22 protein-coding genes are annotated in these 22,292 nt (G+C 71.1%); 18 read left to right on the top strand and 4 right to left on the bottom strand.

Going from position 1 to position 22,292, the window contains the following annotated elements; genetic code table 11:
• The first annotated feature begins 4 nt into the window (after positions 1–4).
• From VPH61_RS10285 to VPH61_RS10255, 7 genes are all read left to right on the top strand, one after another.
• Complete coding sequence (locus tag VPH61_RS10285; protein WP_332063397.1) at positions 5–508, top strand: FHA domain-containing protein; 504 nt, start codon at positions 5–7, stop codon at positions 506–508.
• Between the two features lie 167 nt (positions 509–675).
• Positions 676–2,151 (top strand): 3-isopropylmalate dehydratase large subunit, encoded by a 1,476-nt coding sequence (gene leuC / locus VPH61_RS10280; RefSeq protein ID WP_332063396.1) that lies wholly within the window; start codon positions 676–678, stop codon positions 2,149–2,151.
• 1 nt (position 2,152) lies between these two features.
• Positions 2,153–2,773 carry a 3-isopropylmalate dehydratase small subunit gene (gene leuD, locus VPH61_RS10275; RefSeq protein ID WP_332063395.1) on the top strand — a complete coding sequence of 207 codons (621 nt, stop codon included), beginning with the start codon at positions 2,153–2,155 and terminating at the stop codon, positions 2,771–2,773.
• Entirely contained in the window at positions 2,770–4,137 is a 1,368-nt protein-coding gene (gene murA / locus VPH61_RS10270) for a UDP-N-acetylglucosamine 1-carboxyvinyltransferase (protein WP_332063394.1), read from the top strand. The genes leuD and murA overlap by 4 nt, the downstream gene beginning before the upstream one ends.
• A 40-nt stretch (positions 4,138–4,177) precedes the next feature.
• The gene (locus VPH61_RS10265; protein ID WP_332063411.1) at positions 4,178–4,921 is read left to right on the top strand and encodes a lysophospholipid acyltransferase family protein; all 744 of its coding nucleotides are present in this window, start codon (positions 4,178–4,180) and stop codon (positions 4,919–4,921) included.
• Positions 4,911–6,050 (top strand): NAD(P)H-dependent glycerol-3-phosphate dehydrogenase, encoded by a 1,140-nt coding sequence (locus tag VPH61_RS10260; protein ID WP_332063393.1) that lies wholly within the window; start codon positions 4,911–4,913, stop codon positions 6,048–6,050. The genes VPH61_RS10265 and VPH61_RS10260 overlap by 11 nt, the downstream gene beginning before the upstream one ends.
• On the top strand, positions 5,950–7,038 hold the full coding sequence (locus tag VPH61_RS10255) for a D-alanine--D-alanine ligase family protein (protein WP_332063392.1): 1,089 nt from the start codon (positions 5,950–5,952) through the stop codon (positions 7,036–7,038). Before VPH61_RS10260 ends, VPH61_RS10255 begins: the two co-directional genes overlap by 101 nt.
• Before the next feature lie 16 nt (positions 7,039–7,054).
• Here VPH61_RS10255 and VPH61_RS10250 read toward each other — a convergent pair whose 3' ends face one another.
• A complete protein-coding gene (locus VPH61_RS10250) occupies positions 7,055–7,585 on the bottom strand; it encodes a DUF3515 family protein (protein WP_332063391.1) in 531 nt (176 codons plus the stop codon).
• A gap of 70 nt (positions 7,586–7,655) precedes the next feature.
• Here VPH61_RS10250 and thiL point away from each other — a divergent pair, with 70 nt between their 5' ends.
• Positions 7,656–8,666: a thiamine-phosphate kinase gene (gene thiL, locus VPH61_RS10245; RefSeq protein ID WP_332063390.1), complete on the top strand. Its 1,011-nt coding sequence runs from the start codon at positions 7,656–7,658 to the stop codon at positions 8,664–8,666.
• Here the strand turns inward: thiL and VPH61_RS10240 are convergent.
• On the bottom strand, positions 8,636–9,229 hold the full coding sequence (locus VPH61_RS10240) for an RsmD family RNA methyltransferase (protein WP_332063389.1): 594 nt from the start codon (positions 9,227–9,229) through the stop codon (positions 8,636–8,638). The two genes, thiL and VPH61_RS10240, sit on opposite strands and share 31 nt — an antisense overlap.
• A gap of 49 nt (positions 9,230–9,278) precedes the next feature.
• Between VPH61_RS10240 and VPH61_RS10235 the strand changes: the two genes are divergently transcribed.
• The 10 genes from VPH61_RS10235 to mutM are packed head-to-tail and all read left to right on the top strand — an operon-like array spanning position 9,279 to position 20,086.
• Positions 9,279–10,088, top strand: coding sequence for a tetratricopeptide repeat protein (locus VPH61_RS10235; protein ID WP_332063388.1), 810 nt, complete (start codon positions 9,279–9,281; stop codon positions 10,086–10,088).
• A gap of 58 nt (positions 10,089–10,146) precedes the next feature.
• Positions 10,147–12,366, top strand: a complete 2,220-nt coding sequence (locus tag VPH61_RS10230) for an ATP-dependent DNA helicase RecG (protein ID WP_332063387.1) — start codon at positions 10,147–10,149, stop codon at positions 12,364–12,366.
• Between the two features lie 51 nt (positions 12,367–12,417).
• Entirely contained in the window at positions 12,418–12,909 is a 492-nt protein-coding gene (coaD, locus tag VPH61_RS10225; RefSeq protein WP_332063386.1) for a pantetheine-phosphate adenylyltransferase, read from the top strand.
• Complete coding sequence (locus VPH61_RS10220; protein WP_332063385.1) at positions 12,906–13,910, top strand: AAA family ATPase; 1,005 nt, start codon at positions 12,906–12,908, stop codon at positions 13,908–13,910. The genes coaD and VPH61_RS10220 overlap by 4 nt, the downstream gene beginning before the upstream one ends.
• 1 nt (position 13,911) lies before the next feature.
• Positions 13,912–15,294, top strand: a complete 1,383-nt coding sequence (locus VPH61_RS10215; RefSeq protein ID WP_332063384.1) for a DUF58 domain-containing protein — start codon at positions 13,912–13,914, stop codon at positions 15,292–15,294.
• Positions 15,284–17,611, top strand: a complete 2,328-nt coding sequence (locus tag VPH61_RS10210; RefSeq protein WP_332063383.1) for a transglutaminase family protein — start codon at positions 15,284–15,286, stop codon at positions 17,609–17,611. Before VPH61_RS10215 ends, VPH61_RS10210 begins: the two co-directional genes overlap by 11 nt.
• Before the next feature lie 11 nt (positions 17,612–17,622).
• On the top strand, positions 17,623–18,192 hold the full coding sequence (locus tag VPH61_RS10205; RefSeq protein WP_332063382.1) for a YceD family protein: 570 nt from the start codon (positions 17,623–17,625) through the stop codon (positions 18,190–18,192).
• 2 nt (positions 18,193–18,194) lie between these two features.
• On the top strand, positions 18,195–18,398 hold the full coding sequence (gene rpmF / locus VPH61_RS10200) for a 50S ribosomal protein L32 (protein ID WP_022891802.1): 204 nt from the start codon (positions 18,195–18,197) through the stop codon (positions 18,396–18,398).
• A 55-nt stretch (positions 18,399–18,453) separates the two neighbouring features.
• Positions 18,454–19,137, top strand: a complete 684-nt coding sequence (gene rnc, locus VPH61_RS10195) for a ribonuclease III (RefSeq protein ID WP_442879086.1) — start codon at positions 18,454–18,456, stop codon at positions 19,135–19,137.
• Position 19,138: 1 nt separating this feature from the next.
• Positions 19,139–20,086: a bifunctional DNA-formamidopyrimidine glycosylase/DNA-(apurinic or apyrimidinic site) lyase gene (gene mutM, locus VPH61_RS10190; RefSeq protein WP_332063380.1), complete on the top strand. Its 948-nt coding sequence runs from the start codon at positions 19,139–19,141 to the stop codon at positions 20,084–20,086.
• A 4-nt stretch (positions 20,087–20,090) separates the two neighbouring features.
• On the opposite strand, the gene VPH61_RS10185 is transcribed toward mutM, so the two are convergent.
• Together VPH61_RS10185 and VPH61_RS10180 are read right to left on the bottom strand one after the other, a co-directional pair.
• Positions 20,091–21,176 (bottom strand): GNAT family N-acetyltransferase, encoded by a 1,086-nt coding sequence (locus VPH61_RS10185; protein ID WP_332063379.1) that lies wholly within the window; start codon positions 21,174–21,176, stop codon positions 20,091–20,093.
• A gap of 23 nt (positions 21,177–21,199) precedes the next feature.
• Positions 21,200–22,273 (bottom strand): GNAT family N-acetyltransferase, encoded by a 1,074-nt coding sequence (locus tag VPH61_RS10180; protein WP_332063378.1) that lies wholly within the window; start codon positions 22,271–22,273, stop codon positions 21,200–21,202.
• Positions 22,274–22,292 lie beyond the last annotated feature (19 nt).

The following is a 22,292-nucleotide window of genomic DNA, read 5'->3' as shown; positions in this document are numbered from 1 at the left end:
AGCCGTGGAGCACGAGGGGTTCATCGTTCCGCCTCCCGGGTTGATTCCCGACACGGTCGAGGCGCCGCCGCGGCCTGCGCCCGCCGTGGCGCCGGCCGCCTTCCCGGCGTTCACGCCGGTGACGGCGCCGGCACCCGCGCCGCAGCCCGTCGTGCCCGAGCAGCAGGCGGTGCCGCACGGCCCGTGGATGCTCTCGCTCGACGACGGCCAGCGGTTCCAGGTCGGTGGTTCGCTCGTGCTCGGCCGCGACCCCGCGCCGGTGCCGGTGCGCCCGCACGCGGTGCTCGTACCGGTCGTCGACGCCGCCAAGTCGGTGTCGAAGACCCACGCGATCATCGACCTCGAGGGCGCCGAACTCTCGATCACCGACCTGCACTCGACGAACGGCGTGCTCGTGACCGACGCTCACGGCGTCGAGCACGACCTCGCGCCTGGCGAGCGTGTCGTGCTCTCGCCGGGCGATCGGGTCGAGCTCGGCACCTTCGCGGTGCGCATCGAGCGGGCCTGAACGCCCGGTGTCATCTGGCGGGGTCGGCGTTTCCGAGGTGTTAGCCTGAAGTTGTGCGCGCACGACGACGTCTTCTCCTTCGTTGCCGCGGCGGGGCTTCGTTCTGAGGCCTTCCCCGTCGCGGAGTCTGTCGTCGGCTGACCCCTGGACCTGAGGAAGACGAACGCATGAACGCAGCACCCACGAACACCGCGCCCGCCGAAGTCGACGCCGCGAGTGAACGCCCGCGCACGCTGGCCGAGAAGGTGTGGGGCGCCCACCTGGTCAAGCGGGGCGAAGACGGCACTCCTGACCTGATCTACATCGACCTGCACCTCGTGCACGAGGTGACGAGCCCGCAGGCCTTCGACGGCCTGCGCATGGCTGGCCGTCCGGTGCGCCGGCCCGACCTGACGATCGCGACCGAAGACCACAACACGCCGACGCTCGACATCGACAAGCCGATCGCCGACCTCACGAGCCGCACGCAGATCGAGACGCTTCGCCGCAACGCCGCCGAGTTCGGCATCCGCCTGCACTCGCTCGGCGACAAGGAACAGGGCATCGTGCACGTCGTCGGCCCGCAGCTCGGCCTCACGCAGCCCGGCATCACCGTGGTGTGCGGCGACAGCCACACGAGCACGCACGGCGCGTTCGGCGCCATGGCGTTCGGCATCGGCACGAGCGAGGTCGAGCACGTGCTCGCCACGCAGACCCTGCCGTTGAAGCCCTTCAAGACGATGGCGATCAACGTCGAGGGGACGCTCCGCCCCGGTGTCACCGCGAAGGACATCATCCTCGCAGTCATCGCGAAGATCGGCACCGGCGGCGGCCAGGGCTACGTGCTCGAGTACCGCGGCAGTGCGATCCGCGCCCTCTCGATGGACGGCCGCATGACGATCTGCAACATGTCGATCGAGGCCGGCGCGCGAGCCGGCATGGTCGCACCGGATGCCACGACGTACGCGTACCTCGAGGGCCGCGACCATGCGCCATCCGGAGCCGACTGGGACGACGCCGTCGCGTACTGGGAGACGCTCGCGACCGACGAGGGTGCGAAGTTCGACGCCGAGGTGTTCATCGACGCCGACACGCTCGAACCCTTCGTCACGTGGGGCACGAACCCCGGGCAGGGCGTCTCGCTCTCCGAGACGGTGCCCGATCCCGCATCGATCGACGACCAGCACGAGCGCGCCGCCGCAGAGCGCGCACTCGAGTACATGGCGCTCGAACCCGGCACGCCGTTGAAGGAGATCGCGGTCGACGCCGTCTTCATGGGCTCGTGCACGAACAGCCGCATCGAAGACCTGCGCGCGTTCGCCTCGATCATCAAGGGCAAGCGGAAGGCCGAGGGCGTGCGCGTCATGGTCGTGCCAGGGTCGGCTCGTGTGCGGCTCGAGGCCGAGGCCGAGGGCCTCGACAAGGTCATCACCGACTTCGGCGCCGAATGGCGCTTCGCCGGCTGTTCGATGTGCCTCGGCATGAACCCCGACCAGCTCGCCCCGGGCGAGCGCTGCGCCTCGACCTCGAACCGCAACTTCGAAGGACGCCAGGGCAAGGGCGGCCGCACGCACCTCGTGTCGCCGCTCGTCGCCGCCGCCACCGCCATCCGCGGCACGCTCTCGAGCCCGTGGGATCTGCAGACCGAAGGGGAGGGGAACTGACATGGAGAAGGTCACCACCGTCACCGGCACGGCGGCACCGCTGCGCCGATCGAACGTCGACACCGACCAGATCATCCCCGCCGTCTTCCTGAAGCGCGTCACGAAGACCGGATTCGACGACGCCCTCTTCTACGCCTGGCGCCAAGACCCCGACTTCGTACTGAATCGCCCCGAATACCAGGGCGTCAAGGTGCTGATCGCAGGTCCCGACTTCGGCACCGGTTCGAGCCGCGAGCACGCCGTCTGGGCGCTACGCGACTTCGGCTTCGACGTCGTGATCAGCTCGCGCTTCGGCGACATCTTCCGTGGCAACTCGGGCAAGCAGGGCCTCCTCGCAGCGCAGGTCGCCTATGAAGACGTCGAGCGGCTCTGGGAGGTCGTCGAGGCCGACCCGGGAATAGCGGTGACGGTCGATCTGGTTGAGCGAACAGTGACCGTAGGGTCGCTGAAGGTGCCGTTCGAGATCGATGACTACACTCGGTGGAGGCTTCTGGAGGGACTCGATGACATCGGGCTCACCCTCAGAGACGAAGCAGCAATTGCCGAGTTCGAGTCTCATCGAGAGTCGTGGCGGCCGAAGACGCTCCCCATCAGGGAGCCGGCGGAATCAGGGAGTCTGTGAACACACTCGGGCAAGATGCCAAGAACCATGGAACGGCAGTCGGGTTGAACGTCGACAAGATCACGATCAACGGTGGCAAGCCGCTCCGCGGTCGCATCGAGTTGAAGGGCGCGAAGAACCTCGTCACGAAGGCGATGGTCGCGGCCATCCTCGGTGACACTCCGAGCGTGCTGAAAGACGTGCCGAACATCAGCGATGTCCGCATCGTCCGCGGCCTCCTCGAGGTGCACGGCGTGAGCGTCACGCAGGGCGTCGAGGGCGAACTCATCCTCGACCCGTCGGCGGTCGAGACCGCGCACATGGCCGACATCGACGCGCACGCGGGTTCCAGCCGCATCCCGATCCTCTTCTGCGGCCCGCTGCTGCACCGCCTCGGCGAGGCATTCATCCCCGACCTCGGCGGCTGCCGCATCGGCGACCGCCCGATCGACTACCACCTCGAGGTGCTGCGCAACTTCGGCGCCATCGTCGAGAAGCTGCCGAGCGGCATCCGCATGTCGGCGCCCGGCGGCCTGCACGGCGCCAAGGTGTCGCTGCCCTACCCGAGCGTCGGCGCGACCGAGCAGGTGCTGCTGACGGCCGTGCTCGCCGACGGCATCACCGAGCTCTCGGGCGCGGCGATCGAGCCCGAGATCATGGATCTCATCAACATCCTGCAGAAGATGGGCGCCATCATCACGGTCGACACCGACCGGGTGATTCGCATCGAGGGTGTGCAGAAGCTCGACGGCTACACGCACCGTGCGCTCTTCGACCGCAACGAGGCCGCGAGCTGGGCCGCTGCAGCCCTCGCGACCGACGGCGACATCTTCGTCGGCGGCGCGCGCCAGGCCGAGATGCTCACCTTCCTCAACGTCTTCCGCAAGGTCGGCGGCGACTTCGAGATCCAGGAAGACGGCATCCGGTTCTTCCACCCGGGCGGCGAGCTCTCACCCGTCATCATCGAGACCGACGTGCACCCCGGGTTCATGACCGACTGGCAGCAGCCGCTCGTGATCGCGCTCACGAAGGCGAAGGGCGTCTCGATCGTGCACGAGACGGTCTACGAGCAGCGCTTCGGCTTCGTCGACGCGCTCGTCGAGATGGGTGCGTCGATCGAGGTGCACAAAGAATGCCTCGGCGGTCGTGCGTGCCGATTCGGCCAGCGCAACTTCAAGCACTCAGCGGTGATCTCGGGCCCCACGAAGCTCACGGGCGCCGACATCGAGGTGCCCGACCTGCGCGGCGGCTTCAGCCACCTCATCGCGGCGCTCTCGGCCGACGGCCGTTCGACCGTCTCGAACGTCGGCATCATCGCTCGCGGCTACGAGAACTTCATCACGAAGCTGGAGCTCCTCGGGGCGGACTTCGAACTCGAAGGATAATGGGGGAGTGCCACACGACGACACGCCCTCGACGAGCTCCATGAAGCCGCGTTCGGAGACCCGCCGACCCTCGTTCTTCTGGTTGCTCGCCGCCATCGCCCTTCCGCCGCTGGCCCTCGCGGTCCGCTACCGGTTCCACCATCGCGAGCGCATGCCCCAGTCGGGTGCGTTCGTGCTCGCGCCGAATCACTACAGCGAGATCGATCCACTGGTCATCGGTGCGGGCGTCTGGAAGCTCGGCCGCGCGCCGCGATTCCTCGCGAAGGCCTCGCTCTTCAAGAATCCGGTCCTGGGCTGGCTCCTGCGCACCTCGGGGCAGATCCCGGTCGAGCGCGCGGGCAGCAAGAGCCACCGGGCCCTTCGCGCGGCCGAGGAGCTCGTCGAGAAGGGGCGCATGGTCGTCGTGTACCCCGAGGGCTCGCTGACCCGCGACCCCGACCTCTGGCCGATGCGGGGCAAGACGGGGGCCGTGCGCATCGCGCTCGAGCGAGACATCCCGATCATTCCCGCAGCGCACTGGGGCACTCAAGAGCTCATGCCGCGCTACGGCAAGAAGATCCACCCGTTCCCGCGCAAGACCATCGACGTCATCATCGGCGATCCGCTCGACCTGAGTGCCTACCGGGGCAAGCCGCTCACCCAGAGCACCCTGCTCGAGGCGACGGGCGAGCTCATGGACGCGATCGCCGAGCTCCTCGCCGAGCTCCGCGGTGAACCGGCACCGGCCGAGCGTTGGGATCCGACGCAGCACGGCCAGAAGGAGACGGGGCGCCTTGAAGACTAGAACCGCCGCCAAGAAGGTCGCAGGCAAGCGCGTCGCCGTACTCGGCGCCGGCAGCTGGGGCACTACATTCGCGAAGATCCTCGCCGACGGCGGTGCTGATGTCGTGCTCTGGGCCCGCCGCCCAGAGCTCGCACGCGAGATCCAGGAGGCCAAGCGCAACAGCGACTACCTCCCGGGCGTGAACCTGCCGCTCGGCCTGCGGGCCACGAGCCGCCTCGATCTCGCGCTCGCGGGCGCCGAGCAGGTCTACATCTCGGTACCGAGCCAGTCCCTCCGCGAGAACCTCGCGATCATCGCGCCGCACCTGCACGCACAGGCATCCGTCGTCTCGCTCATGAAGGGCGTCGAGAAGTCGACGGGCAATCGCATGAGCGAGGTCATCGCCGAGGTGCTGCGCATCGACCCGGCGCAGATCGCGGTGATCTCGGGGCCGAACCTCGCGCTCGAGATCGCGAAGGAGCAGCCGACCGCCGCCGTCGTGTCGTCGACGAGCCTCGAGACGGCCCAGGCCGTGGCATCCGTCGCCCGCAACCGCTACTTCCGCTCGTTCGTGAACACCGACGTGATCGGCACCGAGTTCGGCGGCGTGCTGAAGAACCTCATCGCCGTCGCGATCGGCATCGTCGACGGCGTCGGCTACGGCGAGAACACGAAGGCGTCGATCATCACGCGCGGCCTCGTCGAGATGACCGACTTCGCGGTCGCCTACGGCGCGCACCCCGAGACCCTCGCGGGACTCGCGGGCCTCGGCGACCTCATCGCGACGAGCCAGTCACCGCTCTCGCGAAACAACACTGCGGGCCGGCTGCTCGGCCAGGGCTATCACCTGAACGACGTCGTCAATCAGATGCAGCAGACCACAGAGGGGCTCGCATCGGTCGGGCCGATCCTCGAACTGGCGCGTGCGATGGGCGTCGACATGCCCATCGTCGAACAGGTTCGGCAGGTGCTCGCGGGCACCCTCGATCCGAAGGACATCGCGCCGCACCTCACGACAGACGACGAGCCGCAGGGCGAAAGGACGATCGATGGACAAGCTCAGAGTGGTTCTGCTGTTCGGAGGGCGTTCCAGCGAGCATTCGATCAGCTGCGCTACGGCGGGCGGGGTGCTCCGGGCGATCGACCGTAGCCGCTACGAGGTGATCCCCGTCGGGATCACCCGCGACGGCGCGTTCGTGCTCGAGTCCGACGACCCCGACCGCTTCGCCCTCGATCCGGCGCACCTGCCCGAGGTCGTCGACAACGGCAGCCGGGTGCGCTGGCCCGAGAGCGCGTCGTCGCGCGAGCTTCGGGTATCGGATGCCTCTGGCGAACGCTCGCTCGGCGACGTCGACGTGGTCTTCCCCATCCTGCACGGCCGCTTCGGCGAAGACGGCACGATCCAGGGGCTGCTGGAGCTCATCGGCCTGCCCTACGTCGGCAACGGCGTGCTCGCCTCGTCGATCGGCATGGACAAGCACTTCACGAAGACCGTGCTCGAGGGCGCGGGCATCGCGGTGGCGCCGTGGGTGACGCTGACGCGCGCCTCGCTCGACGAGAACCGCGAGCTGTGGGAGCGCCGAACGAAGGCGCTCGGCCTGCCGGTGTTCGTCAAGCCGGCACGCGCCGGCTCGTCCGTCGGTGTCACGAGAGTCGCCGACTGGTCGGAGCTCGATGCCGCTCTCGAGACCGCGTTCGCCGAAGACGGCTCCGTGCTCGTCGAGGCGGCCGTCGTCGGCCGCGAGATCGAGTGCGGCGTGCTCGGCGGCGCCGGGGCATCCGTTCGCGTGAGCGTCGCCGGCGAGGTCGTCGTGACGGGCCGCGACTTCTACGACTTCGAGGCGAAGTACCTCGATGCCCCCGGCGTCGAGCTGATCTGCCCCGCCGAGCTCGGCGACGGCGAGCTGTTCGAGCTGCAGCGCGTCGCGCGGCACGCGTTCGAGGCGATCGGCGGCGAGGGGCTCGCGCGCGTCGACGTGTTCCTGACCGACGAGGGCTTCGTCGTGAACGAGATCAACACGATGCCGGGCTTCACGCCCATCTCGATGTTCCCGACGTGCTGGCAGCAGTCGGGCCTCGCCTATCCCGACCTGATCGCCGAGCTCATCGACGGCGGGTTCGCGCGCGGCAGCCGCTGACCGACCCTGGGCGGGCTCAGCCCGTCGTGTCGTCGAACGTCTCGTCGAGCGTCGTGCACCCGCTGCCGGCCGGAATGACCGACACCGCGGCCGCGAGCTCGTTGATGACGGTCGTGCCGGAGACCACGTCGTTGTCGACGAACACCTCGACGGCCGGCGTGCGCCCGTAGGTGGTGAACAGGTAGTTCGGGGCATCCGATTCGTCGATGACCCAGTCGACGCCGTTGACGCTGACGCAGCGATCGGTCGTGGGGCCGGGCGCCTCGGCGCCGCAGCGCAGAATGACGGATGCCGGTTCGCCCCAAGCACCGCTGCCCTGCGCGTTGGTCTCGCGCTGCGGCTGTTCGGCCTCGGTGTCCTTCGCGAGGGCGTCGGGCAGGCGAACGACCACGGCGGCGCAGCCGGGGTCGCTCGCAAGGGGCGCGGTTTCGACCGGAACGGCCTGACTGCAGCCGGTGAACACGAGCACCGTGGCGGTCGCCGCGATGGCGGCCGCGAACGGGAGGCGTCTCGAGCGGGACCGGGGGGCGGCGGGTGAATCTGGCATCCCGTTCAGGCTATCGCGCGCGGAGGCATGGGGGCTGGACGACGCCGGTGCGCACGCTAGCGTGAAGGGCATGCACGAGCCCGAGCGCGCCGACCACGCCGCACAGCCCCGTACCGTCGGCGAACTCGGTGAGGATGCCGCGCTCGCGCGCATCCTGCCACGACTTCGCCCGGCCGACGCCGCCCTCCTCGGCCCCGGCGACGACGCCGCGGTGGTCGCCGCGGCCGACGGACGTTTCGTCGTGACCACCGACCTCATGGTGCACGGCCCCGACTTCCGGCTCGCGTGGTCGACGCCGTTCGAGCTCGGCTGGAAGGCGGCGGCGACGAACCTGACGGATGTCGCGGCGATGGGCGCCCGACCGACGGCGCTCGTCGTGGCGATCGCCGCACCGCCATCGATCGACGGCTCGGTGCTCGAGGGCATCGCCGACGGGCTCCGTGAGGCGTTGGCTGCTCTCGCGCCGGGAGCGGGCGTCGTCGGCGGAGACCTCTCGGCCTCGTCGGTGCTGACGATCGCCGTCACCGCGTTCGGCGACCTCGAGGGGCGCGCCCCGGTGACCCGTGACGGCGCGCGTCCGGGCGACGTGGTCGCGCACGCCGGCGCTCGGGGCGACGCGGCCCGCGGTCTCGCCCTGCTCTTCGACGAGGCGACGGATGCCTCGGGCGAACCGGACTCCGCGGCGGCCGAGTCGCTGCGCCGCCGCCATCCCGAGCTCATCGCCGCCCAGCTGGCGCCGTCACCGCCCGTCGCCGCCGGGGTCGTGGCCGCGTCCGCCGGGGCGACGGCGATGCTCGATGTCTCCGACGGGCTCGCTCGTGACGCGCGCCGCATCGCGCAGGCGAGCGGCGTCGGCATCGATTTCTCGAGCGAAGCGCTCGGGCCCGACGTGCGGCTCGCCCTCGCGGGCGGGGAGGACCACGGCATGCTCGCGACCTTCCCGGCCGGGGTTCCGCTGCCCGTGCCGTTCGAGCGCATCGGGCTCGTGACGGATGCCGCGGGCGAGCTCTTCGTCGACGGCGTCGCGATCGACTCGGCCGGGTGGGATCCCTACTCGGGCTGGGACGGCCGCTCGGGCTGAGCCGCGGTGGCCCACCAGAGCGTCGTCTCGCCGTAGTCGCGGCGGCGCTCGGGCTCGATGCCCGCGGGCCATTCGGGCTCGGGGGAGCGGGAGCTGCGTTCGACCATCACGACGGCATCGGGTGCCAGGAGGGGTGCCAGCAGTTCGAGATCGCGTGCGAGCGCTGACTCGTCGAGGTCGTACGGCGGGTCGATGAACGCGAGGTCGACGCCGGCTGCTGCCGTCTCGAGGTACGCCGCCACGGGTCGTACCGCCACCCGGACGTGCGGGCGAGGCCCACCCTTCGCCGCCTTCAGGAGGGCGTCGGCGTTCGCACGGCACACCTCGGCGGCGGGTTTGGCCCGCTCGACGAGCACGACGTCGGTCGCGCCGCGACTGGCCGCCTCGAGGCCGAGCGCACCGGAACCCGCGTAGAGGTCGAGCACGCGGGCACCGTCGAGGGCGTCGCGGGCCTCGAGGGCGGAGAAGATCGCCTCGCGCACACGGTCGCTCGTGGGACGGGTGCCGGAACGCGGCACCCGGAGGGTGAGTGAGCCGGCGAATCCGGCGATGATGCGGGTCATGCTCAGGCGAGCATAACGGGCGACGTCCGAGCGCTGCCATGATGGGAGGGTGGAAGACGACTCGACCGACCAGGTGCCCGCCGAACCGTCCCGACACCGCGGCGCCGAACAGCAGATGATCGACCGACTCTGGGATTTCGGGAACCCGGCGGCCAGCGAGGAGCGATTCCGGGAGGCCGCGGACGACGACGAGAACTCGGCGCACCTGCGTGCCGTGATGACGACGCAGCTCGCCAGGGCCGTCGGCATCCAGGGCCGCGTCGACGAGGCGCTCGCCGCGCTCGAGGGCGTCGCGGCAGGCATTTCCGCCGGCGATGGCGACAAGGATGCCGCGGAGCTCCGGGCGCGCGTGGCGATCGAGCGGGGGCGGCTCGCGGCATCCGCTGCCCGCCCTGCCGACGCGGTGCCCGAACTGACCCGGGGCGTGCGGGAAGCCGCGCTCGCCGGATCGACGTTCCTCGTGCTCGACGCCCTGCACATGCTGGCGCTGAACGACGCCGGTCATGAGGAGGAGTGGGCGGCCGAGGGCTTCGACGTGCTCGACGGGGTGCGCGACGCGCGCCTGCGCCGCTGGGGCGTCGCGCTGCACAACAACCTCGGCTGGACCATGCACGACGCCGGCAGGGCAGAGGCGGCGCTCACGCACTTCGAGCAGGCCGTCGAGGCCGCCGACCGCTACGGCACGGCCGAGCAGCGCCACGTCGCCCGCTGGTCGGTTGCGCGGTGCCTGCGCAGCCTCGGCCGCACGGACGAAGCGCTCGCCTTGCAGCAGGAGCTCGCCGCGGCCCGTCCCGACGACCCGTACGTGCAGGCGGAGCTCGCCGCACTGACGGAGGCGGCGCCTACGATCGAGCCATGACCGATCGGCGCGACACCGAGGAGCGCGAGCCCGACGGCCGCACGACGAGGGGCGCGACGTGACGACGGCCGGCGAGATCGCGCCGGGCTCGTTTACGCTCGATTCCCGGCTGTCGGGCGCGCTCGGCGGCCGCACCGCGCAGGCGTTCGAGCGCGGCTTCGGGCATCGCACCGTCGGCGACCTGCTCGCGCACTATCCGCGGCGCTACGCCATGCGCGGCGAGCTCACCGCCCTCGCGACCCTGCCGCTCGACGAGAACATCACGATCATCGCCGAGGTGATCGAGGTCGGCGAGCGGTCGATGCGGGCTCGCCGCGGCTCGATCGTCGAAGCGAAGATCACCGACGGCACGGGCGTGCTCACCCTCACGTTCTTCAACCAGCGCTGGCGGGCGGCAGACCTGCGACCCGGCCGACGCGGCATCTTCGCCGGCAAGGTGAGCGACTACAAGGGGCAGCGCCAGCTCGCGCACCCCGACTACGAGCTCTTCGACGACGCGACGCCGCTCGAGGCCGGAGGTGCGGCGGCCAAGCGCTGGGCCGAGGCGCCGATCCCGATCTACCCGGCGACGGCGACGCTCGCGAGCTGGCAGATCGCCAAGGCGGTCGAGCTCGTGCTCGACGGCCTCGCCCCGCTCGACGATCCGCTGCCCGCATCCGTGCGCGCCGCGAAGTCGCTGCTCGGCCACCGCGACGCGCTCGAGCTCGTGCACCGGCCCGAGCGCGACGGTGACTGGAAGCGCGCTCGCGGCACGCTGCGCTTCACCGAGGCGTTCGTGCTGCAGACGGCGCTGCTCGAACGTCGCGCCGAGCTGCGCACGCACACGACCGTCGCACGCCAGCCGGTGCCCGGCGGACTCCTCGAACGCTTCGACGCCGCCCTGCCGTTCACCCTCACCGGCGACCAGCTCGAGGTCGGCGGCGAGATCGCGCACGACCTCGGCGAGGCCGTGCCGATGAACCGTCTCGTGCAGGGCGAGGTCGGCTCGGGCAAGACCATCGTGGCGCTGCGTGCGATGCTCGCCGTCGCCGACTCGGGCGGCCAGTCGGCCCTCCTCGCCCCGACCGAGGTGCTCGCCGGCCAGCACCTGCGTTCGATCGCGAAGATGCTCGGTCCCGATCTCGCGGCCGAACTCATGCCGACCCTGCTCACGGGCCAGTTGCCCCTCGCCGAGCGCAAGAAGGCGCTCCTGCGGGCCGCAGCCGGTCAGTCTCGCATCGTCGTCGGCACGCACGCCCTGCTCGGCGACAACGTCTCGTTCGCCGACCTCGGACTCGTCGTCGTCGACGAGCAGCACCGCTTCGGCGTCGAGCAGCGCGAGGCGCTGCGACTGAAGGGCCAGAGCCCGCCGCACGTGCTCGTGCTGACGGCCACGCCGATTCCGCGCACGGTGGCGATGACGGTGTTCGGCGACCTCGACGTGTCGACGATCCGCGAGCTGCCGGCCGGCCGGGCCGGCATCACCTCGCAGGTCGTGCCGCTCGCGATCCGGCCGACCTGGCGCCCGCGCATCTGGGAGCGCCTCGCAGAGGAGCTCGCGCTCGGCCGGCAGGCGTTCGTCGTCTGCCCCGCCATCGAGGCGAAGGTCGTCGAAGACGAGGGCCCCGGGGGCACCGCCGGCCTCGAACCGACCGACGGCGACGGCCGAGCGGATGCCGCGGCGCCCGTGGCATCCGTCGTCGCCGTGCTGGCGGAGTTGCGCGCGCATCCGCGCTTCGCCGAGACGCGCGTCGCGCCCCTGCACGGTCGCATGTCGGCCGACGAGAAGGACGCGGCGATGCGGGCGTTCGCGGCCGGCGAGATCGACGTGCTCGTCGCGACCACGGTCATCGAGGTCGGCGTCGACGTTCCGAACGCGAGCGCGATGGTCGTGGTCGACGCCGACCGCTTCGGCGTCTCGCAGCTGCACCAGCTGCGCGGCCGGGTCGGCCGTGGCTCGGTGCCCGGGCTCTGCCTGCTCGTGACCTCGGCGGTGCCAGGGTCGCTCGCCCTGCAGCGCGTCGAGGCCGTCGCGGCGACACTCGACGGCTTCGAGCTCGCCCAGGCCGATCTCGAACTGCGGCAGGAGGGCGACGTGCTCGGCGCCGTGCAGTCGGGCGGGCGCTCGTCGCTGAAGCTGCTGAAGGTGGTGCGCGACGGCGACCTCATCGCCGAGGCGCGCGAGCTGGCCCGCGAGGTGCTCGAGGGCGGTGACGGGCTCGCCGCCCACCCCGCGCTCGCTGCTGCGGTGCGCCGTCGCCTCGACGAGGAGACGAGCGGATACCTGAGCAAGGGCTGAGACTCTCCACAGCCCCTCGCGCGAGGCGGTGCGGGCAGTACGCTGGTGCGTATGCAGCGGATCGCCGTCGTCCCAGGATCGTTCGACCCCGTCACGCTCGGCCATCTCGACGTCATCGAGCGGGCGGCGGGGCTCTACGACGAGCTGCACGTCGTCGTCGTGCACAACCCCGACAAGTCGGCGCTGCTGCCGATCGCGCAGCGGGTCTCGCTCATCGAGCGATCGATCGCCGATGCCGGCATCCGGGGTCGCATCGTCGTGGCGTCGTGGAGCATGGGTCTCCTCGTCGACTACTGCACCGATGTCGGCGCCTCGGTGCTCGTGAAGGGCGTTCGCTCGCAGCTCGACGTCGCCTACGAGACCCCCATGGCGATCGTCAACCGCCACCTCGCCGGCGTCGAGACGATCTTCCTGCTGCCCGACCCGGCGAACGCCCACGTGTCGAGTTCGCTCGTGCGCCAGGTGTCGGCGCTCGGCGGCGACGTGGCACCGTACGTGCCGAGCGCGGTCTCCGAATACCTCCAGGTGGCGATGACGCCATGACCGAGACCACCGCCGTCGCGGCGCAGATGGGCATCGACGAGGTCGGTGCACGCGCGGCCGCCATCGTGGCGAACGTCGAGGCGGTCATTGCCGGCAAGCGCGAGGCGGTCACGAGCGCGCTCACCGTGCTGCTCGCCGAAGGCCACCTCCTCATCGAAGACGTGCCGGGCGTCGGCAAGACGATGCTCGCCAAGACCCTCGCCCGCTCGGTCGACGCGACCGTCAGCCGCATCCAGTTCACGCCCGACCTGCTTCCGAGCGACGTCACCGGGGTCTCGGTCTTCGACCAGGCGAGCCGGCGCTTCGAGTTCAAGCACGGGCCGGTGTTCGCCAACATCGTGATCGGCGACGAGATCAACCGCGCGAGCCCGAAGACCCAGTCGGCGCTGCTCGAGTGCATGGAGGAGCGCCAGGTCACGGCCGACGGCACGACCTACCGCCTCGAGCCGCCGTTCACCGTCGTCGCGACCCAGAACCCGGTCGAGATGGAGGGCACCTATCCGCTGCCCGAGGCGCAGCGCGACCGCTTCATGGCCCGCATCTCCATGGGGTACCCGGCGTCGGCCGACGAGCTCGCGATGCTCTCGACGCGAGAGACCTCGAGCCCGCTCGACGCGCTCGAGCCCGTCGTCAGCCTCGCCGAGCTGCGCGGCATGATCGAGGCGGTGCAGCACGTGTTCACGTCGCAGCCCGTCAAGGAGTACGCGGTCGATCTCGCCCGCGCGACCCGTGAAGACCGCCAGCTCCGCCTCGGGGCGAGCCCGCGCGCGACGCTGCAGCTCATCCGCGCGGCGAAGGCGCACGCGGCCATGCACGGCCGCGACTTCGTGCTACCCGACGACGTCGACGCGCTTGCGGTGCCCGTGCTGGCGCACCGTCTCGTGCCCACGAGTCGTGCCGTCGGGGCGCACGACCGAGACAGTGGGCCGCTCATCGACGCCATCGTGCGCCGCATCGTGGGGGAGACGCCGGTTCCGGTCGGCAGCGCGCGAAGGAACTGACATGTGGCGCCCCCGCTCCCTTCGAGTCGCGACCTGGCCGCGGCTCACCCGCCGGGGTGCGACGCTCGTCATCGTCGGGGTGCTCCTGCTCGCCGTGTCGCTCTGGTTCGACTCGCGCGACGTGCTCGTGCTCGCCTTCGTCGGCATCGCCATGCCGGCCGTGGCCGCACTCTTCGTGGCTCTTCGCAAACCGAGTCTCGCCGTCACCCGCAGGTTCTCGCCGCCGGTCGTCGCAGCGGGCGGCTCGACCCTGGTCGCGATCGTCATCAAGAACCGATCACGGCGCACCTTCGACGGGGCGCACTGGCGCGACGGGGTGCCGACGACGCTCACGGCCGCGCCCGAGGCGGTGCTGCCGGCGATGGGTCCGTACGAATCGATGCTGCCCTCCGGCGACGACACCGTGCACGTCGAATACCGGCTCCGCACGCCCCGACGCGGCGTCTACCCGATCGGCCCGTTGCGCGTCAGCATCGCGGACCCGTTCGGGCTCGCCCGGGTCGATCGCGACGTCGGCACCGCGCACGAGGTCGTGGTCACCCCGCGCGTGACCCCGCTCGACGCGGCACTCGGTTCGGCGGCGAGCGTCGACGGCGTGCTGAACGGACTGCAGCTGCGCACCCATCCGAACTCCGACGAGCTCATCGCCCGCGAGTACCGCTACGGCGATCCGCTGCGACGGGTCAACTGGGCGGCGACCGCCCGTCGCGGCGAACTCATGGTGCGAGAAGAGGAGCAGCGCGGCGACCCCGAGGCGCGCATCATCCTCGACACCACGCTGGCTGGCCGGGCTCGGCAGGCAGGCCACCGTCGGGAGGCCGACGACGGGCCGCACTTCGGTTTCGAACTCGGTGTCGAGGTCGCCGCGTCGATCGGCATGCACCTGCTCGAACGCGGCTACCGGGTTCGCTGCGATCGCCTCGACGATTCCGAACGCGGTCTCGCCGTCGGCGAGTCGGGCGCGGGCTATCGCATGCCCGGCGGAGACCGGCTCCTGCTCGAAGACCTGGCACGACTCGACGGCCCGAGCGGCGCCGCCGGTGCTCGCTCCCGGTCGTCAGCCGGCGCGCACACCGCGGGCTCTCGCGGCCGGGATGCCCGCATGCCGGGCTTCGCCGTGCTCGTCGACCCCGACGAACACGACGCCCGTTCGCTCGTCGCGTTGCGATCGAGCATCGAACCCGCCGTGGCATTCGCGACCGAGGGCGTGGCCGGCAGCATCGTCGAGCTGCTCGAGAAGGCGGATTGGCGTGTGGTGCGCGTGCGCCGCGCGGCCGAGTTCGCGTCGGCCTGGTCGGGCACGGCCCGCCCCCAGCCTGCTGCGCCGCGTAGCACCGCCGCGCGCCGTGCGCCCGCCGTACCGGGAGCGTCCGATGCGCCCTGACCCGGTTCCACTGTCTCGCGCCCAGCGGCTCGCGCTGACCGCGGCATCCTTCCTGCTGCTGGCGACCGCGGCGATGGCGCTCGGCCCGCTCATCGCCGGCAGCGGATGGTGGTGGCTGTGCGCCTTCATCGCGGGCGGCGTGCTGTTCGCGGGCACGGGCCTGCGCGCGCTGCGAACGCCGGCCTCCCTCGTGCCGGTGCTCGAACTCGTCGTGCTCCTGCTGCTCCTGACCCTCGTGTTCGGCGGAGCCACGAGCATCGCGCTCGTCATCCCGACCCAGGGCACCTTCGAGGCCTTCGGCGCCCTCATGTCCGGGGCGCAGCGCACGATCGAGCAGCAGTCGGTGCCCGCCATCCCCGTGCCCCCGCTCCTGTTCGCCCTCGCCCTCGGCATGGGGCTCCTCGCCTTCGTCGTCGACCTGCTCGTGCAGACGCTCAGGGTGCCGGCGCTCGCCGCGGTGCCGGCACTCGTGCCCGTCGTCGTGCCGGGCTTCATCATCGAGGCCGGTGCCGACGCGCCGGCGCTCGTGCTCACCGCGGCGGCGTACCTGTTGCTGCTCCGGGTGGATGTGCGGGTGCGGCGACGAGCGCTGCTCGCCGCGGGCGCCGACGGCGACGACGCGGCGACGATCGTGCCGCCGAACCGGGTGCCCATCGTCTCGACGCTCGGGGCGTCGCTCGGCCTCGCCGCGGTCGGCCTCCTCACCGCGTCGATCCTGGCCGCTTCGACGCCGAGCATCTCGTCGAGCCTGTTGCTCGGCTCACCGAGCCAGGGCACGCTGTTCGGGCGCGGGGTGAGCCCGTTCATCGACCTGGGGCGCGACCTCCGGCGCCCCGAGGCGAGCCCGGCGTTCCACTACTTCGCGCCCGACGCCGACCGCCCGTACTTCACCCTGCTCACGCTCGACGAGTTCGAGGGCGAGGTGTGGGGCGCCGGCAACGCGGCGGTCGACGGCGACAACACGGTCGATGCGATGCCGAAGCCCGAGGGCCTCTCCGACGCGGTGGCGACCGCGGAGCATCCGATCGAGGTGGTCGTCGACGAGGTGCGCACGACCTGGCTCCCCGTGCCCTATCCGACGACGCGCATCGAGGGGCTCAGCGGTTCGTGGTTCTGGGACGAGGGCTCGCTCTCGGTGCGCAGCGTCGACACGAACACCTCGGGGCAGCGCTACCGGGCCACGCGCCTCGAGGTGGAGCCGACGGTCGCGCAACTGCGCGAAGCGAGCACCGATGTGCCCGCCGACCTCGAGGGCCACCTCGCGTTGCCTGAAGAGATGCCGCCGATCATCGCCGAGACGGCGGCGACCGTGACGGCGGGCGCTGCCTCCCGCTACGACGCGGCGGTGGCGATCCAGTCCTTCCTCCGCTCGGCGCAGTTCGACTACTCGACCGAGGCGCCCGTCGCCGAGGGCTACGACGGCGGCGGCTTCGACGTCATCGCGACGTTCCTCGAGACCAAGGCGGGCTACTGCGTGCACTTCGCATCGACGATGGCGGTGCTCGCACGCGAGATCGGGATCCCCTCGCGGATCTCGCTCGGCTACACGCAGGGGTCGCCGACGCAGGAGCGCGTCGACGGCGTGCAACGGGTCGAGGTCGACTCGCACGACCTGCACGCATGGCCCGAGCTCTACTTCGAGGGTGTCGGGTGGGTGCCGTTCGAGCCCACTCCGGGCCGCGGCACGGTGCCCGGCTACTCCCGACCGGGCGCGGGCGACGGCACCGGTGCTGCGCCGCCGAGCACGGCACCCGTCACCCCCGACGCGAGCGGCCGCCCAGAGCTCGACCCCGACCGCGGGCTCGCCGGGCAGGCCGGCGGCTCTGCCACGGCCGCCGGGTGGCAGCGCGGCGTACCCGTGGCACTCGTCGTGGTGTTCGTGCTGCTCCTGCCGGCACTGCTGCGCATCGGGCAGCGCTGGTCGCGTCGCCGCCGCATCGCGAGGGGCGAGAGGCCAGCGGATGCCGCGTGGGACGAGGTGATCGCGACGGCACGAGATCTCGGCGCCGGCGGTGACGCCGCCGAGACGGCCCGCGCCTTCGCGAACGCCGTCGCCGAGCGGGCCGCCTTCGCTGACGCGGCGGCGAGGTCCGCCTTGTTCGAGCTCCGCGACGCCGTCGAGCGAGAGCGGTACGGGCCTGACATCGCGACGACAGCCGCGGCACCCGCGCTGCTCGTCGATCTCGCGAACGTGCGTGCGGCCCTCGTCGCGGATGCTCCGCCGGCGGTGCGCGCGCGAGCGCTGCTCGCACCGCGTTCGCTCTTCGACGCCGCACGTCGCCGGGCGTTCGGCGAACGCCCATCCCTCGGCGCGTAGACTCGTCGTTCGTGGCCATCAAGTACTCCCCGTTCCGTGTGAACGTCCGCGACCTCGTCAACCGTCCCGGTGAGATGCGCGAGCACCCCTTCTCCGTCGCTGCCGGCGACCAGATGGGCGAGGGGCTCGTCGCCGTCCGCGCCGGATCCGAGCTCGATATCGACGTCCGACTCGAGTCGGTGCACGAGGGCATCCTCGTCACCGCAGAGGTCGACGCAGTGGCCGAGGGGGAGTGCGGCCGGTGCCTCATCGACATCGCGCTGCCCGTCGAAGTCGAGTTCCAAGAACTCTTCGGGTATCATTCTGGGGAAGCCATCGAGTATGAGGTTCAAGACGACCACGTGGATCTTGAACCACTCATCCGAGATGCGGTAGTGCTGGCACTGCCGTTCCAGCCGGTGTGCCGACCGGATTGCCCGGGACTCGACCTCGAGACCGGGCTCCGACTGGCCGATCATCCGGAACTCGTCACCCCTGAGCACAGCGATCCACGATGGTCCGCGCTCGCAGGGTACCAGGCTTCCGAAGACAACGGCCCGGATGACGCATCCGGCGCCGACCAGCAGAGAGAAGAGAGATAGACATGGCTGTTCCGAAGCGGAAGAAGTCACGCGCCCGAACCCACATGCGCCGTGCGCAGTGGAAGGCCGAGGTCCCCACCCTGGTCAAGACGGTCGAGAACGGCAAGGTCACCTACAGCCTTCCTCACCGCGCCAAGGTCGTCGAGGACTCGGCGGGCACCCCGCTCTTCCTCGAGTACAAGGGTCGCAAGGTCGCCGACGTCTAGTCGGCCCCAGACACCCGAACGACCGGTCGTGACGCGAACGGAGCTCAACGGGGCAGTGGATCACGCGCTCGAGGAGCTGCAGCAACGCCTGCAGATCTCGATCGATCCCGCCCTGCTCCAGCTCGCGCTCACGCACCGGTCTTTCGCGTACGAGAACGGCGGCATCCCGACCAACGAGCGCCTGGAGTTCCTCGGCGATTCGATCCTCGGGCAGGCCGTCACGGTCAAGCTCTTCAGCGACCACCCCGATCTCGACGAGGGGGAGCTCGCGAAGCGGCGGGCGAGCCTCGTCTCGAGCGTGGCGTTGGCAGAGGTCGGCCGCGCGATCGGCGTCGGACGATACATCCGTCTCGGCCGGGGCGAGACCATGACCGGCGGTGCTGACAAGCCGTCGATCCTCGCCGATACGGTCGAGGCGATCATCGGCGCCGTCTACCTCGATGCCGGTGGCGACACCGCCACGGCGCTCGTGCTGCGACTCGTCGCGCCGCTCATGAGAGACCCTGCGCGCTTCGGCGCTGCGATGGACCCGAAGACGAGCCTGCAGGAGATCGCGGCTCGTCGCGGTGCCACCGCACCGGCGTACACGGTCGCCGAGAGCGGGCCCGACCACAACAAGCACTTCGTCGCCACGGTGACCGTCGGCGACCTCGTCGAGGCTTCGGGCGAGGGATCGAGCAAGAAGCAGGCCGAGATGGCCGCCGCGCTCGAGGCCTGGACTCTGCTGAACCCGGCCTGACGTGCCCGAGCTGCCCGAGGTCGAGGTGGTGCGGGCCGGGCTCGCGCCCGCGGTCACGGGTGCCGTCGTGTCGGCTGTCGAGGTGCTCGAGCCTCGTTCGCTGAAACGGCACGATGCGGCATCCGGTGACTTCGAGGCCCTGTTGACGGGCGCTCGCATCGATGCGGCGGTTCGGCGCGGCAAGTTTCTCTGGCTGCCCCTGTCGGCTGACGAACGGCGCGCCGGCCGGGCCGTCGTCGGCCACCTCGGCATGAGCGGGCAGATGCTGCTGCGCACGCCCGACCATCCCGGCGACGATGCGCATGCTCGCGTGCGACTGCACCTCGAGCATCCCGAGCACGGTGAGCTTCGCGTCGACTTCGTCGACCAGCGCATCTTCGGTTCGCTGGCGATCGACCGCCTCGTGCCGACCGCCGACGGCGAGATCGCGGGCTTCTCCGACGGCGTCACGGGGGAGTGGGCGCGTCAGGTGCCCGCCCAGGTCGCCCACATCGCGCGCGACCCCCTCGACCCCGCGTTCTCGGATCGGGACTTCGTGGCGGCGCTCGCCAAGCGCGGCACGGCGATCAAGCGCGTGCTGCTCGACCAGGGCGTCGTCAGCGGCATCGGCAACATCTACGCCGACGAGTCGCTGTGGGCGGTGCGCCTGCACGGCGAGCAGCCGGCGTCGTCGCTGTCGACCCGGCGCGCCCGCGAGCTCCTCGGCGCCGTGCGCGAGGTGCTCGGCAAGGCCCTCGCCGAGGGCGGCACGAGCTTCGACGCCCAGTACGTGAACGTCAACGGCGCATCGGGCTACTTCGAGCACTCCCTGAACGCGTACGGGCGTGCCGGCAAGCCGTGCCCGCGCTGCGGCACGGCGATGGTGCGAGAGTCGTTCATGAACCGTGGCTCGCACTTCTGCCCGAGGTGCCAGCGCGTCAGGACCCTGCGTCGGCCGGCGTCCGGCTGAATGATCAGGCGACGTCGCGCTGCCAGATCGCCTCGAGTCCGCAACGGCGAAAGCCGAGGGCGAGGTTGATCGCGAGCATGTGCTCGTTCTCGTCGGCGTTCCAGGTGTAGACGACGCTGCGTTCGGGCGAGGTCTCGGCGAGGCGCACGAGGTTCGCGAGCTTCACGAGCATGCCGAGACCGTTGCCGCGGTGGGCGCCGACGACGAGGGTGTCGGACTGGTACGCGAACTCGCGTTCGGACGGCAGTTCGAGTTCGGTGTAGCCCGCGATCCCGCCGTCAGCGGTCACCGCCGCCGCGACGAGCAGGGTCGTGCCGCCGTCGAACGCCGCGGATTCGTGTTCGCGCACCCGCGAGGCGTCCCAGGGCTCCTCGTCGATGGTGACGCCGCCGGCGGGAACGTCGAGCGCCATTCGTTCGCGAGCGGCCGCGTAGGCGTCGACGAGCTCGCTCGGCGAGCGATCGGTCCAGGATTCGACCCGATAGCCGCGTGCGTGCACTCGTGCCGTCTGCTCGTCGAGTTCGCGGCGGAACCCGGCGAGACGGCCCGGCACCGTGAGGCGACTCACGCGTTCGAGTTGCGCGAGCGCATAGCCGTGCGCCGAGGCGAATCCGGCAGTGGCCACGGATGCCGCGAGCCCGCCGTCGCCGTCGGGAGCGTGCAGCATCGGCCCGTCGCCCTCGCCGCCCTCGGAGTCGGGGTGGTCGGAGTAGCCGACGACGGCCTCGCGGCCGAGGTCGCGAGCCGTCTGCTCGGCAGCTGCGAGCAACTGCGAGCCGATGCCCCGGCGGCGATGCGAGGGGAGCACGCCGAGCGTGAGTTCGACGGTGGCGGCCGCGGCGTCCCGCTCCCAGCCGAGCCCCGCCCTGTCGACGAGGACGTCGCCGTCCCAGGCACCGAGGAGCGCATGAGCGCGATGGGTGTCGTTGCGGTGACGCCCGAGCAGCTCCGCAGCGCTCTCCGCGAAGTGGTCGTGACCCCAGTTGGCGCGCTCGAGCCGAAAGCCGAGCGCCGCGCAGGCCTCGAACTGCCGAGCCTCCGGCGTGCCGAGCGCCGCCGGCACGGGCACCTCGTGGATCTCCACGGTCATCGTCGCCCCCTCCGGGTCGGCCCTCAGCCCTTCTGCCACGACGAGTCGACCGCCACCGGCTCGAATCCGAGGGCGATGTTGATCGCGAGCATGTGCTCGTTCTCGTCGGCGTTCCAGGTGATCACGCGCTCTCGATCGGGTGCGGCGTGCTCGAGCTCGACGAGGTTCGCGAGCTTCATGCGCATGCCGAGGCCGTGACCGCGGTGGTCGGCGAGCACGAAGGTGTCGTCCTGGTAGGCGACTCGCTTGCGCGGCGCCAGGAGGAGCTGGGTGTAGCCGGCCACGACGTCGTCGTCGCCGACCGCGACCGTCATGATCGTGCGGCGGCCGGCGTCGAGCGCCTGCTGCTCCTCCGCGCGAATGCGCTCGGCATCCCACGTCTCCTGTTCGTAGTCGATCTCGCCGCTCGGCGCATCGACCGACATCCGCTCGCGTGCATGGGCCAGCGCCTCGATCAGGTCCGCGGGCGCCCGATCGTGCCAGGTCACGAGCCGGTAGCCCGGTGAGGTCGCCTCGTACCCCACGAGGCGCTCGCCGAATTCCTCGGCACGGCCGGTCACCTGCATGGCGCTCATCCGATTGAGCTGGCCGAGCGAGTAGCCGTGTGCGAGCGCGAAGCGGGCCGCTGGTTCGTCTGCGGCGATGCTCGCGTCGCCCTGAGGCGCCCGCAACCGCTCCGTGCCCGGATCGGGCTGGTCGATGCGGTGGTCGGCCCGCAGCACGAGCGTCGTCTTGCCGGCGTCGCGCGCGGTGCGCTCGATCACTGCGAGCAGTTCGCCGGCGATGCCCCGGCGTCGCATTCCGGGGGAGACGCCGAGGATCGTCGAGAACGCCGTCGTCGCGCCGGAATCGCGGTCCCAGACGACGTTCGCGGTGCCGACCAGGCGGTCGCCATCCCAAGCGCCGAACGCGCACCGCATCATGTACCGCTCATCGCCGTAGGAGACGAGCATCTCGTCGGCCCCGTAGCTGAGCTCGTCGTTGCCGTGCACCTCGACCTCGAGCGCCTCGGCGAACGCCGCGAATGCCTCGAACTCGGCCGAGTCGGGGGTTCCGAGCGACGCGGGCACGCGAACAGGGCGAATGTCGATCACCATCTGAAGTACCGCTTTCCGG

Origin of the sequence: Agromyces sp. CCNWLW203 (genome assembly GCF_036576125.1) — a bacterium.
GTDB lineage: Bacteria > Actinomycetota > Actinomycetes > Actinomycetales > Microbacteriaceae > Agromyces.
This window is presented reverse-complemented; position numbering and strand designations above follow the sequence as displayed.

Excerpts from the sequence above, each read along its gene's own strand:
- leuC (WP_332063396.1), top strand. The coding sequence starts at position 676 with ATGAACGCAGCACCCACGAACACCGCGCCCGCCGAAGTCGACGCCGCG.
- leuD (WP_332063395.1), top strand. The coding sequence starts at position 2,153 with ATGGAGAAGGTCACCACCGTCACCGGCACGGCGGCACCGCTGCGCCGA.
- VPH61_RS10265 (WP_332063411.1), top strand. The coding sequence starts at position 4,178 with ATGAAGCCGCGTTCGGAGACCCGCCGACCCTCGTTCTTCTGGTTGCTC.
- VPH61_RS10255 (WP_332063392.1), top strand. The coding sequence starts at position 5,950 with ATGGACAAGCTCAGAGTGGTTCTGCTGTTCGGAGGGCGTTCCAGCGAG.
- VPH61_RS10250 (WP_332063391.1), bottom strand. The coding sequence starts at position 7,585 with ATGCCAGATTCACCCGCCGCCCCCCGGTCCCGCTCGAGACGCCTCCCG.
- thiL (WP_332063390.1), top strand. The coding sequence starts at position 7,656 with ATGCACGAGCCCGAGCGCGCCGACCACGCCGCACAGCCCCGTACCGTC.
- VPH61_RS10240 (WP_332063389.1), bottom strand. The coding sequence starts at position 9,229 with ATGACCCGCATCATCGCCGGATTCGCCGGCTCACTCACCCTCCGGGTG.
- coaD (WP_332063386.1), top strand. The coding sequence starts at position 12,418 with ATGCAGCGGATCGCCGTCGTCCCAGGATCGTTCGACCCCGTCACGCTC.
- VPH61_RS10220 (WP_332063385.1), top strand. The coding sequence starts at position 12,906 with ATGACCGAGACCACCGCCGTCGCGGCGCAGATGGGCATCGACGAGGTC.
- VPH61_RS10215 (WP_332063384.1), top strand. The coding sequence starts at position 13,912 with ATGTGGCGCCCCCGCTCCCTTCGAGTCGCGACCTGGCCGCGGCTCACC.
- VPH61_RS10210 (WP_332063383.1), top strand. The coding sequence starts at position 15,284 with ATGCGCCCTGACCCGGTTCCACTGTCTCGCGCCCAGCGGCTCGCGCTG.
- rpmF (WP_022891802.1), top strand. The coding sequence starts at position 18,195 with ATGGCTGTTCCGAAGCGGAAGAAGTCACGCGCCCGAACCCACATGCGC.
- VPH61_RS10185 (WP_332063379.1), bottom strand. The coding sequence starts at position 21,176 with ATGACCGTGGAGATCCACGAGGTGCCCGTGCCGGCGGCGCTCGGCACG.
- VPH61_RS10180 (WP_332063378.1), bottom strand. The coding sequence starts at position 22,273 with ATGGTGATCGACATTCGCCCTGTTCGCGTGCCCGCGTCGCTCGGAACC.